Source organism: Aeromonas sp. ASNIH7 (assembly GCF_002903485.1).
Taxonomy (GTDB): Bacteria; Pseudomonadota; Gammaproteobacteria; order Enterobacterales; family Aeromonadaceae; genus Aeromonas; species Aeromonas caviae.
Genome location: NZ_CP026226.1, coordinates 2935258 through 2956549 on the forward strand (window position 1 = coordinate 2935258; position 21292 = coordinate 2956549).

Sequence of the window (21292 nt, forward strand, 5' to 3'; positions counted from 1 at the left end):
GTGTTCTGAACGAGGGAAATGGCCGGGTATGAAGAGCTGGTCATCCCATGATCTGCATGGACCTATGCTGGATACTTATCCAGTTATTCTTTATGCTATGACCCAATTTGCGAGAGTCTGCGTGGCGAGGAAAAGAACATGATCGGTCGCTTGAGAGGCGTCATCATCGAGAAGCAACCCCCCGAGGTGTTGCTGGAAGTCGGAGGGGTGGGATATGAGGTTCATATGCCCATGAGCTGCTTCTATGATCTGCCCGAACTCGGGAAAGAGGCCGTCATTCACACCCACTTCGTGGTGCGTGAAGATGCCCAGCTGCTCTACGGCTTCAACCACAAGCAGGAGCGGGCGCTGTTTCGCGAGCTGATCAAGACCAACGGGGTCGGCCCCAAGCTGGCACTGGCCATTCTCTCCGGCATGACGGCCACCCAGTTTGTGATGAGCGTTGAGCGCGAGGAGATAAGCTCCCTGGTCAAGTTGCCCGGCGTGGGCAAGAAGACCGCCGAGCGCCTGGTGGTGGAGATGAAAGACCGCCTCAAGGGCTGGGTCAGCCACGATCTCTTCTCCCCGGCCGAAATCACCCTGCCCGCGAAAGAGAGCCCGCTGCGTGCCCCGGATGCGAGCGAGGAAGCGGCCAGTGCACTGGTGGCCCTCGGCTACAAGCCGCAGCAGGCCAGCCAGATCGTCAGCAAGGTGGCCGCCGACGGCATGTCGGTAGAGGAGATCATTCGTGAATCCCTGCGCAGCCTGGTGTGAGGTAGACAATGATTGAAGCGGATCGCCTCATCTCGGCCGGTGCCGCCCGTGAGGACGAGATCATCGATCGGGCCATCCGGCCCAGAAAGCTGGCCGATTACACCGGACAGGATCACGTCTGCGATCAGATGGAGATCTTCATCGAGGCCGCCCGCCAGCGCGGGGAGGCCCTCGATCATCTGCTGATCTTCGGGCCTCCCGGCCTTGGCAAGACCACGCTAGCCAACATCGTCGCCAACGAGATGGGGGTCAACATCAAGACCACCTCGGGCCCCGTGCTGGAGAAGGCCGGCGATCTGGCGGCGCTCCTCACCAACCTGGAACCGAACGATGTGCTCTTCATCGACGAGATCCACCGTCTCAGCCCGGTGGTGGAGGAGGTGCTCTACCCGGCCATGGAGGATTATCAGCTCGACATCATGATAGGGGAGGGGCCGGCGGCCCGCTCCATCAAGCTCGATCTCCCTCCCTTCACCCTGATCGGTGCCACCACCCGGGCCGGCTCCCTCACCAGCCCCCTGCGTGACCGGTTTGGCATCGTGCAGCGCCTCGAGTTTTACAACGTCAAGGACCTGACCGACATCGTCTCTCGCAGCGCCCGCTGCCTCGGGCTCGACATGACGGAAGACGGCGCTCTCGAGGTAGCCCGTCGCTCCCGGGGGACACCGCGCATTGCTAACCGTTTGTTAAGGCGGGTACGAGATTTTGCCCAGGTGAAGTCTGACGGGCGAATTGACGGACCCATTGCGGCCCGTGCTATGGACATGCTGGACGTGGACAATGAAGGTTTCGACTTCATGGATCGCAAGCTATTGTTGGCCGTCATCGACAAGTTTATGGGGGGGCCAGTCGGGCTCGACAACCTGGCCGCCGCCATCGGTGAGGAGAAGGACACCATAGAAGACGTGCTGGAACCTTATCTGATCCAGCAAGGCTATCTGCAACGTACACCCAGAGGGCGGATCGCAACTCAGAGAGCCTACGCACACTTTGGCCTGGAACGACCGGCAGATCAGTAGACGTTGCGATATGAACCAAAAAGCCGCCCTTGAGGCGGCTTTTTGTTTTGCAGGCAAAAAAAAGCCCACGGCACAGGCGGTGGGCAAAGACAATTCAGGATGGATGTTCACAGACAGTGAGCGCGTCTGCAGACCGGTCGGGAAAAAACAGAGGAGCCGTCGCGAGGCTTCAGAGTCGGTTCATTTGATAGAGTTGAACGAAAGAAAGCTTGTAGTAACGGATGGTCTTGGCAACAAACTTTTTCATCATTAATCCCAACAAACAGGTTCGAAATGTTCATCGAATACGTACCGGGAACCCGGAATGACCGGCCTGTATTCAGAGGTATGCCCTCACTGCGAGGCGCATTGTAGGAGCTCTTTACGGGTGGGACAAACAAGAAAATCTATGGGCTTCTGATTAGATAAACTAATGATTTTGGTAGGAGTGCCAATCCGCATAAACATGTGTTTTTACTGGGTTTAAATTGATTTTTGGATGAGCCTGGCCATTTATTGAAATAATCGAGACGCGAGGGCTTTATTTCCGTGGTTGCGTATTTGTTTAACAGAATTGAAACTATTTTGGTTGGTCATAAAATTGATTTAAATCAATTATTTACGACTTATCGTTTTTTGTGATGAAGCTCCCATAATTAATGGGGAAAGCCCTATAAGTTACCTTGAAAAAACATGTATTGAGGGTGGTTTTACATTGATTTCAATCAAATAAAGGTGATATAAAACAGCGATCATTATAGGCGGGAATAGAACCCTGGTTATTGTTTATTAGATGTTAAACATTAGCTTTTTTTGTTCCTGTATATTGCCTTGTTGTTAATGTGGTGGCAGTCGAATCCGGTCAGTCCGCGAGGGGTGACCGACCGTTCGGGGACTTCCAATGGAAGCTTTGTCCTTAAAACTTAAAATAGCCGTGCCAATAATCGGTGAGGAAACATCATGATTGCTGAGCATGTGGTAGACCTATCGCGGTTCCAATTTGCTGCGACGGCCCTTTATCACTTCCTGTTTGTACCCTTGACGCTGGGGATGGCCTTCATCCTGGCGATCATGGAGTCTGTCTATGTGATGACCAACAACACAGTGTACCGGGACATGACCAAGTTCTGGGGCAAGTTGTTTGGTATCAACTTTGCCCTCGGGGTTACCACCGGGCTCACCATGGAGTTTCAGTTCGGTACCAACTGGGCTTACTACTCCCACTATGTCGGCGACATCTTCGGGGCCCCGCTGGCCATCGAAGGCTTGATGGCCTTCTTCCTGGAGTCCACCTTCGTCGGTATGTTCTTCTTCGGTTGGGATCGTCTCAGCAAGCGCCAGCACCTGGCGGCTACCTGGCTGATGGCGCTCGGGACCAACCTCTCCGCACTGTGGATCCTGGTCGCCAACGGCTGGATGCAGAACCCGGTGGGTGCCGAGTTCAACTTCGAATCCATGCGCATGGAGATGGTGAGCTTCGCCGACCTGGTGTTCAACCCGGTTGCACAGGTCAAGTTCGTCCACACCGTGGCGGCAGGCTATACCACGGGTGCCATGTTCGTGCTCGGGATCTCCTCCTATTACCTGCTGAAGAATCGTGATGTGGCGTTCGCTCGTCGCTCCTTCGCCATCGCGGCCGCGTTCGGCATGGCCTCCATCCTCTCCGTGCTGGTGCTGGGTGACGAGTCCGGCTACGAGACCGGGGAAGTGCAGAAGGTGAAACTGGCGGCCATCGAGGCCGAGTGGAACACGGAGCCGGCTCCGGCATCCTTCACCCTGTTCGGGATCCCGAACCAGGAGGAGATGCGCACCGACTACGCCATCAAGATCCCCTATGCCCTCGGCATCATCGCCACCCGTTCCCTCGACGGTCAGGTGACTGGTCTCAAGGATCTCAAGAGCGAGCATGAGCTGCGCGTGCGCAACGGCATGACCGCCTACGACCTGCTGACCAAGCTGCAATCCGGTGACAAGTCCGACGATACCCGCGCCCGCTTCGACGAAGTGAAGCAGGATCTGGGCTACGGTCTGCTGCTCAAGCGTTACACCCCCAACGTGACCGACGCCACCGACGAGCAGATCAAGGCTGCCGTGGATGACTCCATCCCGCAGGTACTGCCGCTGTTCTTCGCCTTCCGCATCATGGTTGCCTGCGGCATCCTGATGCTGGTGCTGATCGGTCTGGCCTTCTATGACAGCACCCGCCACAAGATCGGCGAGCGCAAGTGGCTGCTCAAGGCGCTGCTGTACGGCATTCCGCTGCCCTGGATCGCCATCGAGGCTGGCTGGTTTGTCGCTGAGTATGGTCGTCAACCCTGGACCATCGCCGAGATGCTGCCGACTTATGTCTCTGCATCCAACATTCCTGCGTCCGAGATCTGGTTCTCTCTGATCGGGATCTTCCTGTTCTACACAGTACTGCTGATCATCGAGATGTACCTGATGTTCAAGTATGCGCGCCTGGGCCCAAGCAGCCTGAAGACGGGCAAGTACCACTTCGAACAGAGCAAGGCATAAGGAGAGTGACCCATGTTTGATTACGAACTGTTGCGTCTGGTCTGGTGGGTGCTGGTCGGCGTGCTGCTGATCGGGTTTGCCATCACCGACGGTTTCGATATGGGGGTGGGCGCCCTGCTCCCCTTCGTCGGCAAGAAGGATGTGGAGCGTCGCGTGATGCTCAACACCATGGGGCCGCACTGGGAAGGCAACCAGGTCTGGCTGGTGACCGCCGGTGGAGCCCTGTTCGCCGCCTGGCCCATGGTCTATGCGGCGGCCTTCTCCGGCTTCTACATCGCCATGATCCTGACCTTGATGGCGCTGTTCTTCCGTCCGGTCGGCTTCAAGTACCGCTCCCTGCAGGAAGACGCCAAGTGGCGCTCCAACTGGGACTGGGCTCTGTTTGCCGGTAGCGCCATTCCCCCTGTTATCTTCGGGGTGGCGTTCGGCAACCTGCTGCAGGGTGTACCGTTCAGCTTCAACCAGTTCCTGATGATGACCTATCACGGCAACTTCTTCGGCCTGCTCAATCCGTTCGGTCTGCTGGCCGGTCTGGTGAGCCTCTTCATGATCATCACCCAGGGTGCAACCTGGCTGATGATGAAGACCGAAGGTGAAGTGCTGGCGCGCTCTCGCACCGCCGCCATGATCTTCTCCCTGCTGACCCTGGTGCTGTTCGCCCTGGCCGGTGTCTGGGTGAGCGGCATGGATGGTTATGTGATTGTGGGCTCCGTCGCCACCGACGCCGTCACCAACCCCCTTCACAAGGAAGTGGTGGTGCAGGCCGGTGCTTGGATGCAGAACTACAACCTCTATCCCTGGATGATTGCCGCACCCGTGCTGGGTCTGGTGATGTGTCTGCTGACCGCCGTGGCGGCCAAGCTGGACAAGGGTTGGGTGGCGTTCCTGTTCTCCTCCCTGGCCATCGCCGGCATCATCCTGACCGCGGGCTTCTCCATGTTCCCGTTCGTGATGCCTTCGAGCCTCGAGCCGTCCCAGAGCCTGACCATGTGGGATTCCACCGCCTCCTTCAACACCCTCAAGGTGATGACGGTAGTCGCAGTCGTCTTCGTGCCGACCGTGCTGGCTTACACCATCTGGACCTACATCAAGATGTTCGGCCGGGTGAGTAACAAGCACATCGAAGACAACCAACAATCGCTCTACTAAGAAGGTGCCCTGATATGTGGTATTTCACCTGGATCCTGGGGCTGCTGCTGGCCTGTGCGTTTGGGATTATCAATGCGCTCTGGCTGGAGCACACCGAGAACCTGGATCGTCAGATTGATGAAGACAAGTGACAGGCTCGCCCGGCTGGCCGCTCCTCTGGAGCGCCAGCCATGGCAAGGTCTGATGCTGCTGGCGGCGGCCCTGCTGGCTGTCGCCATCTTGCAGGCGCCCAACCTGGTCGCGGCCAATACCAGTGAGCACGGCCTCTGGCTTGCGCCCTGGCTGATGTGGGCGGTCTGTTGCGGTGTCATGCATGGACTGGGGTTTCACCCGCGCAGCCTGGTGGGTCGCGTGCTGTTCTTCCCCTGGCTCGCCCTGCCCAGCCTGCTCTGCGGGCTCTGGCTGACCAGCAGCTACTACCTGCCATAAATGATGAAGGAGGTCGGCATGAGCCCACCTCCTTCTTCTTTTTTGAGGGGCGTGCCGTCGCCCGGTCAGAGCGACAGAACCTCGCTCGTCACGCCGCTCGCAGCCACTTCTCTTTTCCGCTTTTCTTGCGATGCTGACAGCCCTGTGGTCTTCGGCCTGTCGGCGCCGCAGCACACCATAAAAAACAGGGAGAGAGGGGATTTCCCTGTCTCCCCCTGCTTCTTTCCTATTCAGCCCTGCGCTATGATAGCCCCCCATCTGACTGTCGAATGGATCACAGATTTTTATGGGGGAAGTCTCTGAGTTTCCGGTGCGTGTCTACTACGAAGACACGGATGCCGGAGGCATCGTCTACAACGCCAATTATCTCAAGTTTATGGAACGGGCCCGCACCGAATTCCTGCGCGCAGGCGGCATCGAACAGGATGTCCTGCTGCAGGCGGGGATCGCGTTTGTGGTGAGTCGCACCGAAATCGACTTCCGCGCGGCGGCCCGCTTCAATGAACTGCTGACCGTAATGACGCAAGTAACTGAAGTGAAACGCGCTTCCATGCGTTTTTCACAGCAGATCCTGGCGGCTGATGGACGGCTGATCACTCAGGCCATGGTACAGATCGCCTGTGTCAGTCATCCGCAAATGAAACCTGTTGCAATACCTGAAAAAATCAAGGGAGTGCTGTTAAGTGCACGCTGAAATTTCGTTTATTGGCCTGTTCTGGCAAGCCAGTCTGTTGGTGAAACTGGTCATGATGACCCTGATGGGCATGTCGGTCGTCTCCTGGGCGCTGATCATCCAGCGCTCCAAGGCCATCAAGGCGGCCAACCTCGCCTCGGAGCAGTTTGAAGACAGATTCTGGTCCGGGGTCGACCTCAATCGTCTCTACCAGGAGTCCTCCTCCCGTCGTGACGACATCGAAGGCATGGAAGACATCTTCTACTCCGGCTTCAAGGAGTATGCCCGCCTGCTCAAGGCCGGAGCCCGCGGTCAGGATGCGGTGATGGACGGTACCTATCGCGCCATGCGCGTTTCCCTGTCCCGTGCAGTGGACGATCTCGAGTCCAACCTGCCGGTCTTGGCGACCATCGGCTCCATCAGCCCCTATATCGGTCTGTTCGGTACCGTCTGGGGGATCATGAACGCCTTTATCGCTCTGGGCCAGGTTCAGCAGGCGACCCTGCAGATGGTGGCACCGGGTATCGCGGAGGCGCTGATCGCCACCGCCATGGGTCTGTTTGCCGCCATCCCGGCCGTTATCTTCTACAACCGCTTCACCAACAAGGTCGAACGGCTGGAAAACGCCTACGCCAACTTCATGGACGAGTTCACCACCATTCTGAATCGCCAAATCGCACAGCAGGGTGAGAAGTAATGCAAACCTATCAGCGGCTCAAACGCAAAAAGGTCGCCGAGATCAACGTGGTGCCCTATATCGACGTCATGCTGGTGCTGCTCATCATCTTCATGGCGGTCACGCCCGTGATCACGCAGGGGGTCAAGGTCGACCTGCCCCAGGCGGAGTCCGAGCAGTTGCCGGAAGACTCCAAGCCGCCTTTCATCGTCAGCGTCAATACCGAGGGTGAGTACGTCATCAAGGCCGGCGAGGCGGATGACGAACCCGTACCGAGCGGCACACCAGAGGCGATGCAGCAGTACATCACCGAGAAGGCCATGGGCTATCTGGCCATCAACCAGAACGCGCCTGTGGTGGTCGCCGGTGACAAGTCCGTGCGCTACGAGGAGGTGATCCTGCTGATGGTGGCCCTCAAGAAAGCCGGTGTGCCTCAGGTTGGTCTGATGACGGATCCGGTGAACTGACGGAGATGGATGTGAAGCGTGGTATTTCCGGTTATCTCGTCGCGTCGCTGCTGCTGCATCTGATCATCGGCATCATCCTGCTGGTCGGTGTCGACTTCAGCAAACCCAAGCGCCCCGAGTCCAAGGGACAGATCGTCAATGCGGTCATGATGGACAGCGAAATGCTGGAGCAGCAGATGCAGCAGGTCCAGCAGCAGAAGCAGGCCCAGCCCAAGGCTGCACAGCAGCAGAAGGACAAGGAAGACGCTGAGCGCGTCAAACGCGAGCTGGCACAGGAGCAGGAGCGTCTGCGTATCGCCGAGACCAAGCGCAAGCAGGCCGAAGAGGCGACCCGCAAGGCCGAAGCCGACAAGCAGAAGAAAGAGGCTGAACAGAAGCAGGCGGAAGAGAAGGCCCAGAAAGCCGAGGAAGCCCGCAAGCTGGAAGAGCAGAAGACCAAGAAGGCCGAAGCCGAACGCAAGGCGGCGGAAGAGGCCAAGGCGCTGGCGCTCAAGAAGAAAAAAGAAGAGCTGGAGAAGAAGCAGGCTGAAGAGAAGGCCAAGGCGGAAGAGGCCAAGGCCAAGAAAGCGGAAGCCGAGAAGAAGGCCAAGGCCGAAGCCGAGAAAAAGGCGAAGGCGGAAGCCGAGAAGAAAGCCAAGGCCGAGGCCGAGAAGAAGGCGAAGGAAGAGGCGGACAAGAAGGCAAAAGCTGACGCAGAGAAGAAGGCGAAGGCCGAGGCCGACAGAAAGGCCAAGATTGAGGCGGAGCGCAAGCGCAAGGCGGCCGAAGAGGCCAAGTTGCAAAAAGAGATGGAAGCCATGATGGAGCAGCAGCTGGCCGCCGAGGCCAATGCGCGCAGTCAGGCAGCATCGGCAGCCGCCAAGGGCGAGGTCGACAAGTATGCCGCCCTCATCAAGGCCACGGTCGAGCGCTACATGATTTTGGATCCCACCATGCGGGGCAAAACATGTACTATCGGTGTCAAGTTGGCCAGTAGCGGCTTCGTCATCTCGGTGGACAACGGTCAGGGTGATCCGGCGGTCTGCCGCTCCGGCAAGGCGGCGGTTCTGAAGGCCAACCAGTTGCCGGTGCCGAAGGATCCGGCGGCATTCGAATTGATGAAGGATCTACGCCTTCAGCTAGCGCCAACGATTTAAGAGAGTGTTTCTGCTTTGATTGGCAAAGGTTGTTGATCAGAGAACTGAGTCTCAAATTGGAACTGAGAGTTTAAGCCATGATAAGAAAAGTGTTTTTTGCTTTGGTTGGCTGTTTGTTGCTGGGCCAGAGTGCTCAGGCGGCCTTGGATATCGTCATCACCGGCGGTATCGACAGTGCACGTCCCATCGCCATCGCTCCCTTCAAGTGGGAGGGCAATGGCCAGTTGCCGCAGGATATCGCGGAAGTGGTCTCCAACGACCTGATGCGCAGCGGCAAGTTCAAGCCGCTGGCCCGTGGCCAGATGCCGCAGGCGCCGAGCTCCAGCGGCGAGATCAACTTCGCACCCTGGGCTTCCCAGGGAGTCGAAGCCGTGGTGGTCGGCTCCATCGCCGCCGTGGGTGATGGCACCTACAAGATCAACTTCGAGCTGGTCGACGTCCTGAAAGGCCAGCTGGCCAAGACCCAGGGCGGTGAGGCGAACGGTTACATCCTGGACAGCCGCATGGCGACCATCCCGGGTGCGCAGATGCGCCAGTTTGCCCACCGCATCTCCGACATCGTCTACGAGCGTCTGACCGGTGAGCGTGGTGCCTTCCTGACTCGTCTGGCCTATGTCTCCGTGCAGCAGGGCACCCAGTTCCCGTATCAGCTGCGGATCTCCGACTACGACGGCTACAACGAGAAGACTCTGCTGCGCTCCCGTGAACCCCTGATGTCCCCGGCCTGGTCGCCGGATGGCAGCAAGCTGGCTTACGTGAGCTTCGAGAACCAGAAGTCCGAGATCTATGTGCAGGACATCTACACCCAGCAGCGCAGTCTGATCACCAGCTTCCGTGGCATCAACGGTGCGCCGGAGTGGTCTCCGGATGGTCGTCGTTTGGCTATTGTTCTGTCCAAAGATGGGCAGCCTGACATCTATGTCGTTGATGTTGCTAGCAAGCAACTCACTCGAGTCACAAATAACCGCACCATCGACACCGAACCCTCCTGGATGCCGGACGGTCAAACTTTGCTGTTCACCTCTGAACGTGGTGGCAAACCCCAGATTTATAGCGTAAATTTGGCGACTGGCATGACTCGCCGGATGACCTGGGAAGGGGATTCCAACCAGGGGGCATCCATCACACCGGACGGCAAGTCCATGGTGATGGTGACCCGGGTTCAGGGACAATATCGCATCGCTCGCCAGGATATGGAAAATGGAGCCATGCTGGTACTGACCCAGAGTGCTCTGGATGAATCGCCAAGTGTGGCTCCCAATGGCAGCATGATCATTTATGCCACCATCTATCAGGGTCGTAAGAGTCTTGCATTGGTGTCGACCGACGGTCGCTTCAAGGCAGTGCTTCCGACCAGTAGCGGTGAAATTCGTGCACCAGCTTGGTCGCCCTTCTTGAATTGATAAAAATCGATTGTTTTTTGTTTTGTTATAAAGGTTTAAGGAAATAGCATGCAACTCAATAAACTGCTCAAGGGTCTGGCCATCGCACTGCCACTGTTCACCCTGGCTGCCTGTAGCTCCTCTTCCGACTCCGACGCCGCTGGCGCCGAGTCCGGCATGACCGACGGCATGGGCGGTGTACAAACCGGCGGCGCCAACGGCATGTTGTCCCCGGAAGAGCAGATGCGTCAGAAGTTCGAAGCGCTGCAACGCGACAACGTGATCTACTTCCCGTACGATGGTTACGACATTCAGGGTCAGTACGCCGACCTGCTGGATGCCCACGCCAGCTACCTGCGTGAACGTCCGAGCGTCAAGGTACTGATCGAAGGCCACGCCGACGAGCGCGGTACGCCGGAATACAACATCGCGCTGGGTGAGCGTCGTGCCAAGGCTGTTGCCAAGTATCTGCAAACCCTGGGTGTGCAGGCCGAGCAGCTCTCCATCGTCAGCTATGGCGAAGAGAAGCCGCTGGATCTGTCCCACACCGAGGAAGCCTTTGCCAAGAACCGCCGTGCGGTCCTGGTTTACTAAGGTTTGAGTCGAACGAAGTTCGTTTATATGCAAGCGGCCATTTCGATGGCCGTTTTATTTGCACTAAACGTCAAGGTTTGATCCGAATGAAATCTGTATCAGCGAGCGACTATGCGCTGGCCGTTTTATTTGCACTAAACGCTAAGGTTTGATCCGAATGAAATCTGTGTACAAGCAAGCTGGTGTTGCGCTGGCCGTGTTGGTTGCTTTGAATGCGCAAGCGGCGGCACCCGTGAGCGATCTGAGCGGGGATTCTGGCAGCAGCGGCGTGGTGCTGAGCGGCAACAATGGTGCCATCGTACCGACCGGCAGCCTGGAAGACCGGGTTGCTCTGCTGGAGCGTACCCTCAACGCCCGTCTGCGTCTGCAGGCCGAACTGCAGCAACAGGTCGACTCCCTGCAAGGGGAGGTCTCCGAGCTGCGTGGTCAGCTGGAACAGCAGACCTACCAGATGGAGCAGTCCCAGGAGCGCCAGCGCCAACTCTACCAAGAGCTCGACAAGGTGGCCAACAGCCAGCCTGCCGCCGCGCCCGCAACACCTGCTGCAGGTGCTGCAACGCCTCCTGCCGCGGCAGCCAACTACTCCACCAACCAGGATGAGAACCAGGCCTACGACGCGGCCGTGAACATGGTGCTCAAGGAGAAGAACTACGACAAGGCCATTCCTGCCTTCGAAGGGTTCATCAAGCAGTTCCCGAACTCCAGCTATGTTCCCAATGCCCACTACTGGCTTGGCCAGCTGATGTTCAACAAGGGCGACAGGGCGGGGGCCGCGAGCCAGTTCTCCACGGTGGCGAACAAATACAGCAAGTCACCCAAGCGGGCCGATGCCCTGCTGAAACTCGGCATGCTCGCCCAGCTTGACGGCAAAAAAACAGAGGCCAAGGCCTTCTATGAGCAGGTGATCAAGGGTTACCCCAACACCTCGCCGGCCCAGCTGGCCAAACAGAGTCTGGCCAAGCTGTGACATTGCTGCATGTCACTGTTTTCGTAACACTCTTGTAAATACCGCCGTGCTTTGTATGCGCAGTGAACAATCAGATTTAATTTAAGATTTTTCTATTGCGCCAGGATGATAAATCCGTAATATAGGCCGCCGTCAGAGCCGGAGCAGTAATGCAGTCGGCGCTGGTCGTGGTGAGGGTCGTTAGCTCAGTCGGTAGAGCAGTTGACTTTTAATCAATTGGTCGCTGGTTCGAATCCAGCACGACCCACCATTTCTTCACAGCAGGTGAAGACAATATTCCCAGGTCGTTTAGCTCAGCTGGGAGAGCACCTCCCTTACAAGGAGGGGTCACTGGTTCGAGCCCAGTAACGACCACCATGTTGTAATGCTGGCCGCCACATGCGGTTGGTGAAAGGTTCAGGATGTGGGTCGTTAGCTCAGTCGGTAGAGCAGTTGACTCTTAATCAATTGGTCGTAGGTTCGAACCCTACACGACCCACCACTCTGAACATTGAATCCCAGGTCGTTTAGCTCAGCTGGGAGAGCACCTCCCTTACAAGGAGGGGGTCACTGGTTCGAGCCCAGTAACGACCACCATGTTGTAACACTGGCCGCCACATGCGGTTGGTGAAAGGTTCAGGATGTGGGTCGTTAGCTCAGTCGGTAGAGCAGTTGACTCTTAATCAATTGGTCGTAGGTTCGAACCCTACACGACCCACCACTCTGAACATTGAATCCCAGGTCGTTTAGCTCAGCTGGGAGAGCACCTCCCTTACAAGGAGGGGGTCACTGGTTCGAGCCCAGTAACGACCACCATGCTTTAAAAAATGATTTCGATGGGTCGTTAGCTCAGTCGGTAGAGCAGTTGACTTTTAATCAATTGGTCGCTGGTTCGAATCCAGCACGACCCACCATCATTTCAGTCTTGTCCCAGGTCGTTTAGCTCAGCTGGGAGAGCACCTCCCTTACAAGGAGGGGGTCACTGGTTCGAGCCCAGTAACGACCACCATGCTTTAAAAAATGATTTCGATGGGTCGTTAGCTCAGTCGGTAGAGCAGTTGACTTTTAATCAATTGGTCGCTGGTTCGAATCCAGCACGACCCACCATCATTTCAGTCATATCCCAGGTCGTTTAGCTCAGCTGGGAGAGCACCTCCCTTACAAGGAGGGGGTCACTGGTTCGAGCCCAGTAACGACCACCATGCTTTAAAAATGATTTCGATGGGTCGTTAGCTCAGTCGGTAGAGCAGTTGACTTTTAATCAATTGGTCGCTGGTTCGAATCCAGCACGACCCACCATCATTTCAGTCATATCCCAGGTCGTTTAGCTCAGCTGGGAGAGCACCTCCCTTACAAGGAGGGGGTCACTGGTTCGAGCCCAGTAACGACCACCATGCTTTAAAAAATGATTTCGATGGGTCGTTAGCTCAGTCGGTAGAGCAGTTGACTTTTAATCAATTGGTCGCTGGTTCGAATCCAGCACGACCCACCATCATTTCAGTCATATCCCAGGTCGTTTAGCTCAGCTGGGAGAGCACCTCCCTTACAAGGAGGGGGTCACTGGTTCGAGCCCAGTAACGACCACCATATTGAAAAGCCCGCAGCGATGCGGGCTTTTTCGTTTCCGTCTCCCATCAGGTTCGCAGTCGATCCAGCTCGCTTGCCAGGGTGGTGGCCGCCTGTTCCAGTGCCTCGCTCAGGCGCTGGCTGGCATTGGCCTCTTGTCCCAGGGTGGTGGCGGCGTCACCGATGCGCATCAGGTTCTGGTTGATGGTGTCGCTCACGGCACTCTGCTGCTCGGCGGCGGTCGCCACCTGGCTGATGTGATCATGGATCTGCTGGATCTGGGTGACCACCTGATTGAGTGCCTCGAAGGCCTGCTCCGTGCCTTCAACCGTGCTCACCGAGCGGGCGATCCCCGTGCTCATCAACTGCTGGCTGCTGGTGACCTCGGTTTGCAGGCTGCCGATGAGCTGCCCTATCTCGTCGGTGGATGAGCGGGTCTTGTTGGCCAGCGCCCTCACCTCGTCCGCCACGACGGCAAAACCCCTGCCCATGTCGCCGGCCCGCGCCGCCTCGATGGCTGCGTTGAGGGCCAGCAGATTGGTCTGTTCGGCAATGGCCCGGATCACATCGAGGATGTGGCTGATATTGGTGCTGCGCTGGGCGACCTGGGCGACCGCCTTGTCGGCCTGATGCATGTCCTCGACCAGGGTATGGATCTCGTTGCGGGCCCTGCTCAAGGTCTGCTGGGCCGTGCTGACATGGTGGGTCGCCGCTTCCGACTCCTGCGCCGCCTGTTCCGCATAGCCCGCCACGCTGACTGCCGTGGTGCTCATCTCGTGCATGGCGCTGACCACGCTCTCCAGCTCCAGGCTCTGATCATCCAGGCTGCTGCGCATGGCATCGGCCGTCTGCTTCATGCCCCTGGCCTGCTGATGCACCTGTTGCCCAATCTGCTTGCTGCCCTGCACCATGGCCCTCAGCTTGCCGAGGAAGGCATTGAGATGCCTGCCCAGCTCGATGAGCTCCTGGTGGGTGTCGATACGCATCTGCTGGGTCAGGTCGCCCTCATTGCTGGCGAGGTGGGAGACGTGGCGGCTGATGAGGGAGAGGGGCGCCGTGATGGTCTGGATGAACCAGACAAGCAGGCCCAGGGCCACCAGGGTGATGACAACGATGGCAACCAGCTGCTGCTGCTGGGTAGCCTGCAACAGGCTGCCGAGCTGCTGGCTGATGGTGTTGGCCTGGCTGAGGGCGAGGGCCTTGGGCACCTTGATCATCAGCCACCACTGGTTGTCGGCAGCCTCGATCCGTATGGGCTGCTGCAAGATGAAATCGCTGTCGGTATCGGCGGGGTGTCCATTCGGGGCAACCAGTCCGGCCTCTGTCAGGGGGCGCCCCAGTTTGTCCGAATGGCGGTTGCTGCCGACGATGAAGCCCGCCTTGCTGACCAGGGTGACCTCGGCCTGGTTGTCATAGAGGCTCTTGCCAAGGTGCTCGGCCAGTTGCTGGAAGATGGGCAGGTTCATGTCGACCCCGGTGATCCCGGCAAACTTGCCATCCTTGAGGACGGGCACCGTCAGGCTGGTCATCAGCATCTTCTGGCCAGGGCTTATCTCGTAGAGGTAGGGTTCCATCAGGCAGGGGCGACGAGTCTCGCGACCGCAGAGATACCACTCGCTGTTGCGAATGCCGAATTCATTGCGCGAGGTGTCGAACTTGGCGTCACTGGTGGCGGCATCTATGGTCTGCTGCGCGATGTTTCCGTTCTGTTCCCGGGTGAAGTAGACCTCGAGACTGCCCTTGCCGGCAACCGAATGGCTGGCGCCCGTCTGCCAGTCGGCGTCCTGTTCGTCGTAACCGTTGGGTTCGAACTGGGCGTAGATGGAGCTGATCCCGTTTGCCTGGCGCAGGCGGCTGCCAAGCAGAAGCTCCACTTGCGGGCGACTCAGCCGCTGGTCCGGCTGGGCCATGCTTCCTTCAAGCTGCGCCGCCATGCCGAGCGGTATCTGATAGGCCTGCTGCAACTGGTCTTCGATCTGCACGGCATACCGCTCTGCCTGGAATTGCAGGGAACGGGAAACCTCCTGCTCCAGGGCGCCACGGGTCTGCGCCATGATGTCATCGCGCAGGCCGTTCAGCGAGGAGGACTGTATCCATGTCATGGCGACGCCACTGGCGAGAAAAAGTCCCAGCGTGAGCAACAACAACTTGGTCTTGAGCGAACGTTGTTTCATTCGACAACTCCTTTTGGCAAGAATGACAACGATATGGTCGGAGCGGGTCCTGACAGTTGTACTGTACTGGATTTGTTGATGGGTTTGTGCACGGCTTCTGGTTATAATTTTGGCCTTCCCGAGCGTTGATGGAACAGTCGCAATGAGCAATGCACTGAGCAGTATTCCGCCGGTAGTCGAGATGGACTACCCCTTCCCGGCCAAACCACAGCCCCTGACTCCCGAGCAGAAGGCGACCCTGATCGCCGAGATCAAGGTGCTGCTGCAGGCGCGCCAGGCCGTGCTGGTTGCCCATTACTACACGGATCCCGAGATCCAGGCCCTGGCAGAAGCCACCGGTGGCTTCGTGGGTGACTCCCTGGAGATGGCCCGCTTCGGTCGCGACCATGCAGCCCAGACCCTGATCGTGGCCGGTGTGCGCTTCATGGGAGAGACCTCCAAGATCCTGAGCCCCCACAAGCGGGTGCTGATGCCGACGCTGGAGGCCGAGTGCTCTCTTGATCTGGGTTGTCCCATCGACCAGTTCTCCGCCTTCTGCGATGCGCACCCCGATCACATCGTGGTGGTCTATGCCAATACCTCGGCAGCGGTGAAAGCACGGGCCGACTGGGTGGTCACCTCCAGTATTGCACTGGAGATCGTCGAACATCTGGACAGTCAGGGTCACAAGATCATCTGGGGCCCAGACCGCCACCTCGGCGCCTATATCGAGAAGAAGACAGGGGCCGAGATGCTGCGCTGGCAGGGTCACTGCATCGTGCACGACGAGTTCAAGGCCAAGGCGCTGCGCGAGCTCAAGGCCCAGAACCCGGATGCCGCCGTGCTGGTGCACCCGGAGTCCCCGGCCTCCGTCATCGAGCTGGCGGATGCGGTGGGTTCCACCAGCCAGCTCATCAAGGCCGCCAAAGAGCTGCCCCAGCAGAAACTGATCGTGGCGACCGATCGCGGCATCTTCTACAAGATGCAGCAGGCCTGCCCGGAGAAAGAGATGGTGGAGGCGCCCACCGGCGGTGATGGTGCCACCTGCCGTAGCTGCGCCCACTGCCCCTGGATGGCGATGAACGGCCTGGTGGCCATCAAGGAGGCCCTGACCGACGGTGCCGAGCGTCACGAGATCCATGTGGATGAGGCACTGCGTCTCAAAGCGCTTGTCCCGCTCGACCGCATGCTGGATTTCGCCGCGGAGCTCAAGCTCAAGACCCAGGGCAACGCCTGACTGACTCTGATGGCAAGATGCAAAGAGGGCTCCTGCGGGAGCCCTCTTTATTTGTCCGTCATCTGTATCGTCAGATGATGACGGTGGAGAAGCTGTGCTCCTCGTCGGGCTGGACGGTGATCCCGTCCTCGGCGGTGATGGCCGCCTCGACACAGAGCATGGTGCGATAACCGTTGTCACTCATGTCGGCCATGGCGCTGGCCCCTTCCTGCCAGGGGGTCCAGACCACCACGCTGTCGTGGTTGCCGTTGACCACCCGGGTGGTGCGCTCACCATCCTGCACGCTGACCATGGCATCGGGCTGGCGGTAGATGCGATCCATGGCTGCGGTGACGGTCAGCGCTCCCTGTTGCAGTTCGTTTCGGCCGGTCAGCTTGTCCAGATAGGGTTCGCCGAGGCCGGTCACGGTCACCGCTTCCGGCGCACTGATCTGCAGGTAGGTGTGCAGGGCGGCATTGTAGGTGAGCGCTGACTTGCCGGTGTTGCGGGTGGTCAGCACCAGGGAAAGCTCCTTGCCGACCAGTACGTCCAGCTCCAGCTCGAAGGCATGGGGCCAGAGTGTCCTGCTGGCATCGTTGTCACGCAGGGAGAGGTGGACGAGTGTGCCATCCCCGTGATCGGAGACCCCATCCAGCGTCCACAGGCAGTTGCGTGCGAAGCCATGAGCCGGCTTGCCGCTGCCAACGCGAGCGGGGGAGGGGCCGAACCAGGGCCAGCAGAGGGGAATGCCGCCGCGAATGGGCTTGCTGCCATCCAGTATCGCCTTGTCGCTGAGCCAGAGAGAGGCCGGCTCACCATGGCGTTGGTAACGCAGCACATGGGCGCCAAACAGGCTTATCTCGGCCCTGGCGTGCTCATTGTCTATGGTCAGCAGGGGCAGGCCATCCTGGCTCAGGGTGCAGTGGGCAGTCAGCGTACGTGTCGGTGTCATAAAGGCTCCAGTGCTCGGGGACATTCAGAAAGGGTCCGTGATTCAGAATACAAAAAGGCGGCCATTGGCCGCCTTTTTTCAAGCTACGCGATTGCGCATCCCAAATTACTTGGAGATGTGAGCGATCAGGTCCAGAACCTTGCTGGAGTAGCCCATTTCGTTGTCGTACCAGGAGACGACTTTCACGAAGGTCTTGTTCAGCTGGATACCAGCCTTGGCATCGAACACGGAAGTCTGACGCTCACCCAGGAAGTCGGTGGAAACCACTTCGTCTTCGGTGTAGCCCAGCACGCCCTTCATGGCGCCTTCGGAGGCAGCCTTCATGGCCTGGCAGATTTCAGCGTAGGACGCTTCTTTCTTCAGGTTGACGGTCAGGTCAACAACGGACACGTCCGGAGTCGGAACGCGGAAGGCCATGCCGGTCAGCTTGCCGTTCAGTTCCGGGATGACCACGCCAACAGCCTTGGCAGCACCGGTAGAGGACGGGATGATGTTCTGAGCCGCACCGCGGCCACCGCGCCAGTCTTTGGCAGACGGACCATCAACGGTCTTCTGGGTAGCAGTGGTAGCGTGAACGGTGGTCATCAGGCCGGATTCGATACCGAAGGTATCGTTCAGAACCTTGGCGATGGGGGCCAGGCAGTTGGTGGTGCAGGAAGCGTTGGAAACGATGTCCTGGCCAGCGTAGGAATCCTGGTTGACGCCCATGACGAACATCGGGGTAGCGTCTTTGGACGGACCGGTCAGTACGACTTTCTTGGCACCGGCAGCGATGTGCTTGCGAGCGGTTTCGTCGGTCAGGAACAGACCGGTTGCTTCGGCAACAACGTCAACACCGATTTCGCCCCATTTCAGGTTGGCCGGGTCACGTTCAGCGGTAACACGTACGGTTTTGCCGTTGACGATCAGGTTGCCGTCTTTGACTTCAACAGTGCCCTTGAAGCGACCGTGAGTGGAGTCGTACTTCAGCATGTAAGCCATGTAGTCAACGTCGATCAGGTCGTTGATACCAACCACTTCGATGTCAGCACGCTCAGCGGCCAGACGGAAAACGAAACGACCGATACGGCCAAAACCGTTAATACCTACTTTGATAGTCATAATTGGTTACCTAACTGTTCAGTAGTCAAAGAAAATTCCGTTTGTAAATTTACTAGAACTCCCTCGCGAGTCAACCAACAATCTGCGCGAAATTGCGCTATATCATGAAAAACTGTGAAATTTATTTTCGGTTTATGTAACTGGCTACCAACTTTTGTTGAATGCATCATCAGCAAAGTCGGTGGCAGAGAACAACAATAGTGCCTGCCCGGTCACACATCCAGCCGGGGAGATATGTAAAAATGTGCGCGGTTTAGCATGGCCAAAGAGCCACTGTTCAAGTACCAACCATAAAAATTAATCACAAAATAGCGTAGACAGAATCCACAGCGGGAATTCTCAAACTATGACCACCCTGATTGAACAGCTGGCTGCCGCCAAAGGCATTGCCAGTGAGTATGTTGATGCCTGGGGCCAGCCGGCCCTGGTATCGGAAGAGAGCAAGGCCGCCATGCTGGGCGCCATGGGCTACCGCGTCGATGACGAGGCCGCCCTGTCCGAACAGCTTGAGCAGGAGCACCGCCAGCATTGGCTGCGCGCGCTGGATCCCGTGATGGTGGTACGCAGCGGCGACGCCGTTACTCTTGAGGTTCGCCTCCCCATCGAATTTGTCAACGATGCCCTCACCTGGCAGCTCCAGCAGGAGCAGGGTGCAGTGCTGTCCGGTCAACTCACCCCCATCGAGGGTGAGCTGGTCGGGGTGGCCGAGTTCGAGGAGATGGAGTGTCAGGCCTATCGCGTCACCCTGGATGTGCAGCCTGCGCTGGGTTATCACCAGCTCATCCTGCTGGAAGAGGGCAATGACGAGCCGCTGGCCACCATGCGTCTCATCGTCGCCCCCAAGTCCTGCTACAAGCAGGCACCCATCGCCAATGGTCGCAAGGTGTGGGGCCCGAGCGTCCAGCTCTACTGCCTGCGCAGCCGCCACAACTGGGGCATCGGCGATTTCAGCGATCTCGGCCAGCTGGTTGAGAATGCCGCCGCCTGGGGAGCCCACTTCGTCGGTCTCAACCCCATTCATGCCCTCTATCCGGCGAACCCGGAGAGTGCCAGCCCTTACAGCCCCTCTTCCCGTCGCTGGCTCAACGTCGCCTATATCGATGTGGAAGCGGTGCCCGAATTCCTGGGCAACGATCGCCTGAAAGCGGAAGTGGCGAGCCCGGCCTTCCAGCAGCACCTCACCTCCCTGCGGGTCAAGGACAATGTGGATTACACCGGCGTCATCCAGACCAAGATCGGGATGCTGCGCCAGGTGTTCGACCAGGCCAGCTTCAGCGCCGAGCGTCAGGCTGCGTTCGATGCCTTTGTGGCTGCAGGCGGTGACAGCCTGCAACAGCAGGCAGCGTTTGACGCCCTGCAGGCCCACTTCTATGCCAAAGGCGAGAATGCCTGGGGCTGGCCGGTCTGGCCCGAGGCGCTGCGCGATTACCACAACCCCGAAGTGGCGGCCTGGATGGCCGAGCACCAGCAGGATGTGGCCTTCTATCTCTATCTGCAGTTCCTGGCTGACGAGCAGCTGGCCCGGGCCGATGCCCGCGCCAAGGCCGCCGGCATGGTGATGGGGATCTACCGGGATCTGGCGGTCGGCGTCTCCGAAGGCTCCACCGAGATCTGGGCAAACCGGGACCTCTACTGCCCGAAAGCCTCGGTCGGTGCACCGCCCGACATTCTCGGCCCCCTCGGCCAGAACTGGGGCCTGCCCCCCATGAACCCGAACCAGCTGTTCGAGGCCGCCTACCAGCCCATGGTGGATCTGTTCCGTGCCAACATGCGCTCCTGCGGCGCCCTGCGCATCGACCACGTGATGGCCTTGCTGCGCCTGTGGTGGGTGCCGCCCGGAGAGTCCGCCGCCAAGGGGGCCTACATCTATTATCCGGTGAACGATCTGCTGGGGATCCTGGCCCTTGAGTCTCATCGCAACCAGTGCTTGCTGATCGGCGAGGATCTGGGGACCGTGCCGGAGGGGATCGACGTGACCCTGAAAGAGAACGGCGTCCACTCCTACAAGGTGTTCTTCTTCGAGCGCTCCAAGGACGATGGTGGCTTCATCTCCCCGGCGCACTACGCCGAGCAGGCGATGTCCGCCCTGACCACCCACGACATGCCGACCCTCAAAGGCTTCTGGCACTGCGACGATCTGGCGCTGGGACGCGAACTGGGCCTGTACCCGGATGAAGACGTACTCAAGACCCTGTATGCTGATCGCCACCAGGCCAAGCAGCGGATCCTTGACAGCCTGCATGCTCATGGGGTCATCTCTGGCAATATCAGTCAAGACGTGAACTGGGTCGGCATGAATACCGAGCTCAACCACGGTCTGCAACTGCACATGTCCCGCGGCAGCTGTGCCCTGTTCAGCACCCAGCTCGAAGACTGGCTGGAGATGGACAAGCCGGTCAACGTGCCGGGTACCAGCTACGAGTACCCCAACTGGCGTCGCAAGCTCTCCCGGGATCTGGAGGATATCTTCGCCGACGAGGCGCTCAAGAATCTGGCGGGCAAGATGAGCCGGGCCCGTGACGAGGCCAGCCGTTGAGCCTTGAACGCCAACATGTGACTCACTTTCATCCGCTTCGGCTTCGGC

The 21292-nt window shown here is 58.5% G+C and carries 19 protein-coding genes and 14 tRNA genes; 30 read left to right on the forward strand and 3 right to left on the reverse strand.

The features are described 5' to 3' along the window. Positions 1 to 138: 138 nt before the first annotated feature. From ruvA to C2U47_RS13905, 28 genes are all read left to right on the forward strand, one after another. Positions 139 to 753: a Holliday junction branch migration protein RuvA gene (ruvA, locus tag C2U47_RS13775; protein ID WP_010672867.1), complete on the forward strand. Its 615-nt coding sequence runs from the start codon at positions 139 to 141 to the stop codon at positions 751 to 753. Between the two features lie 8 nt (positions 754 to 761). Then, positions 762 to 1772 (forward strand): Holliday junction branch migration DNA helicase RuvB, encoded by a 1011-nt coding sequence (gene ruvB / locus C2U47_RS13780; RefSeq protein ID WP_041211014.1) that lies wholly within the window; start codon positions 762 to 764, stop codon positions 1770 to 1772. Between the two features lie 10 nt (positions 1773 to 1782). Continuing rightward, a complete protein-coding gene (locus tag C2U47_RS22925; protein WP_029313687.1) occupies positions 1783 to 2025 on the forward strand; it encodes a hypothetical protein in 243 nt (80 codons plus the stop codon). A gap of 686 nt (positions 2026 to 2711) precedes the next feature. Beyond that, on the forward strand, positions 2712 to 4268 hold the full coding sequence (locus C2U47_RS13785; protein ID WP_010672869.1) for a cytochrome ubiquinol oxidase subunit I: 1557 nt from the start codon (positions 2712 to 2714) through the stop codon (positions 4266 to 4268). Between the two features lie 12 nt (positions 4269 to 4280). After that, entirely contained in the window at positions 4281 to 5417 is a 1137-nt protein-coding gene (gene cydB, locus C2U47_RS13790) for a cytochrome d ubiquinol oxidase subunit II (protein ID WP_010672870.1), read from the forward strand. 14 nt (positions 5418 to 5431) lie between these two features. Continuing rightward, positions 5432 to 5548, forward strand: coding sequence for a cytochrome bd-I oxidase subunit CydX (gene cydX, locus C2U47_RS13795; protein WP_005331536.1), 117 nt, complete (start codon positions 5432 to 5434; stop codon positions 5546 to 5548). Further along, complete coding sequence (locus C2U47_RS13800) at positions 5535 to 5846, forward strand: cyd operon YbgE family protein (protein WP_039039483.1); 312 nt, start codon at positions 5535 to 5537, stop codon at positions 5844 to 5846. The genes cydX and C2U47_RS13800 overlap by 14 nt, the downstream gene beginning before the upstream one ends. 286 nt (positions 5847 to 6132) lie before the next feature. Further along, complete coding sequence (ybgC, locus tag C2U47_RS13805) at positions 6133 to 6540, forward strand: tol-pal system-associated acyl-CoA thioesterase (RefSeq protein WP_010672872.1); 408 nt, start codon at positions 6133 to 6135, stop codon at positions 6538 to 6540. Beyond that, positions 6530 to 7216 carry a protein TolQ gene (gene tolQ / locus C2U47_RS13810; protein ID WP_010672873.1) on the forward strand — a complete coding sequence of 229 codons (687 nt, stop codon included), beginning with the start codon at positions 6530 to 6532 and terminating at the stop codon, positions 7214 to 7216. Before ybgC ends, tolQ begins: the two co-directional genes overlap by 11 nt. Continuing rightward, a complete protein-coding gene (gene tolR / locus C2U47_RS13815; RefSeq protein WP_010672874.1) occupies positions 7216 to 7662 on the forward strand; it encodes a protein TolR in 447 nt (148 codons plus the stop codon). Before tolQ ends, tolR begins: the two co-directional genes overlap by 1 nt. 5 nt (positions 7663 to 7667) lie before the next feature. Then, complete coding sequence (gene tolA / locus C2U47_RS13820) at positions 7668 to 8798, forward strand: cell envelope integrity protein TolA (RefSeq protein WP_010672875.1); 1131 nt, start codon at positions 7668 to 7670, stop codon at positions 8796 to 8798. A 77-nt stretch (positions 8799 to 8875) separates the two neighbouring features. Then, on the forward strand, positions 8876 to 10201 hold the full coding sequence (gene tolB / locus C2U47_RS13825) for a Tol-Pal system beta propeller repeat protein TolB (RefSeq protein WP_049635941.1): 1326 nt from the start codon (positions 8876 to 8878) through the stop codon (positions 10199 to 10201). Positions 10202 to 10249: 48 nt separating this feature from the next. Then, on the forward strand, positions 10250 to 10774 hold the full coding sequence (gene pal / locus C2U47_RS13830) for a peptidoglycan-associated lipoprotein Pal (protein ID WP_010672877.1): 525 nt from the start codon (positions 10250 to 10252) through the stop codon (positions 10772 to 10774). A 157-nt stretch (positions 10775 to 10931) separates the two neighbouring features. Then, the gene (gene ybgF, locus C2U47_RS13835; RefSeq protein ID WP_042014605.1) at positions 10932 to 11741 is read left to right on the forward strand and encodes a tol-pal system protein YbgF; all 810 of its coding nucleotides are present in this window, start codon (positions 10932 to 10934) and stop codon (positions 11739 to 11741) included. A 174-nt stretch (positions 11742 to 11915) separates the two neighbouring features. Next, a tRNA-Lys gene (locus C2U47_RS13840) sits at positions 11916 to 11991 on the forward strand. Positions 11992 to 12023: 32 nt separating this feature from the next. Further along, positions 12024 to 12098: transfer RNA gene (locus tag C2U47_RS13845), tRNA-Val, on the forward strand. Positions 12099 to 12146: 48 nt separating this feature from the next. After that, positions 12147 to 12222: transfer RNA gene (locus C2U47_RS13850), tRNA-Lys, on the forward strand. Positions 12223 to 12241: 19 nt separating this feature from the next. Then, a tRNA-Val gene (locus C2U47_RS13855) sits at positions 12242 to 12317 on the forward strand. 48 nt (positions 12318 to 12365) lie between these two features. After that, positions 12366 to 12441, forward strand: a tRNA-Lys gene (locus C2U47_RS13860). Positions 12442 to 12460: 19 nt separating this feature from the next. Next, positions 12461 to 12536, forward strand: a tRNA-Val gene (locus C2U47_RS13865). 22 nt (positions 12537 to 12558) lie between these two features. Then, positions 12559 to 12634: transfer RNA gene (locus tag C2U47_RS13870), tRNA-Lys, on the forward strand. 19 nt (positions 12635 to 12653) lie between these two features. Further along, a tRNA-Val gene (locus tag C2U47_RS13875) sits at positions 12654 to 12729 on the forward strand. Between the two features lie 22 nt (positions 12730 to 12751). Next, positions 12752 to 12827 (forward strand) — tRNA-Lys (locus tag C2U47_RS13880). Positions 12828 to 12846: 19 nt separating this feature from the next. Continuing rightward, positions 12847 to 12922, forward strand: a tRNA-Val gene (locus C2U47_RS13885). Between the two features lie 21 nt (positions 12923 to 12943). Further along, positions 12944 to 13019, forward strand: a tRNA-Lys gene (locus tag C2U47_RS13890). A 19-nt stretch (positions 13020 to 13038) separates the two neighbouring features. After that, positions 13039 to 13114: transfer RNA gene (locus C2U47_RS13895), tRNA-Val, on the forward strand. 22 nt (positions 13115 to 13136) lie between these two features. Further along, a tRNA-Lys gene (locus C2U47_RS13900) sits at positions 13137 to 13212 on the forward strand. 19 nt (positions 13213 to 13231) lie between these two features. After that, positions 13232 to 13307: transfer RNA gene (locus C2U47_RS13905), tRNA-Val, on the forward strand. Positions 13308 to 13354: 47 nt separating this feature from the next. Here the strand turns inward: C2U47_RS13905 and C2U47_RS13910 are convergent. Next, complete coding sequence (locus C2U47_RS13910) at positions 13355 to 15460, reverse strand: methyl-accepting chemotaxis protein (protein ID WP_049635940.1); 2106 nt, start codon at positions 15458 to 15460, stop codon at positions 13355 to 13357. 142 nt (positions 15461 to 15602) lie between these two features. On the opposite strand from C2U47_RS13910, the gene nadA reads away from it, so the two are divergent. Next, a complete protein-coding gene (nadA, locus tag C2U47_RS13915; RefSeq protein ID WP_010672880.1) occupies positions 15603 to 16676 on the forward strand; it encodes a quinolinate synthase NadA in 1074 nt (357 codons plus the stop codon). Positions 16677 to 16746: 70 nt separating this feature from the next. On the opposite strand, the gene C2U47_RS13920 is transcribed toward nadA, so the two are convergent. Both C2U47_RS13920 and gap read right to left on the reverse strand, forming a co-directional pair. Next, the gene (locus C2U47_RS13920; protein ID WP_049635939.1) at positions 16747 to 17607 is read right to left on the reverse strand and encodes a D-hexose-6-phosphate mutarotase; all 861 of its coding nucleotides are present in this window, start codon (positions 17605 to 17607) and stop codon (positions 16747 to 16749) included. A gap of 105 nt (positions 17608 to 17712) precedes the next feature. Continuing rightward, the gene (gene gap / locus C2U47_RS13925) at positions 17713 to 18708 is read right to left on the reverse strand and encodes a type I glyceraldehyde-3-phosphate dehydrogenase (protein ID WP_010672882.1); all 996 of its coding nucleotides are present in this window, start codon (positions 18706 to 18708) and stop codon (positions 17713 to 17715) included. Between the two features lie 346 nt (positions 18709 to 19054). Between gap and malQ the strand changes: the two genes are divergently transcribed. After that, positions 19055 to 21244, forward strand: a complete 2190-nt coding sequence (gene malQ, locus C2U47_RS13930) for a 4-alpha-glucanotransferase (RefSeq protein WP_042883055.1) — start codon at positions 19055 to 19057, stop codon at positions 21242 to 21244. Positions 21245 to 21292 lie beyond the last annotated feature (48 nt).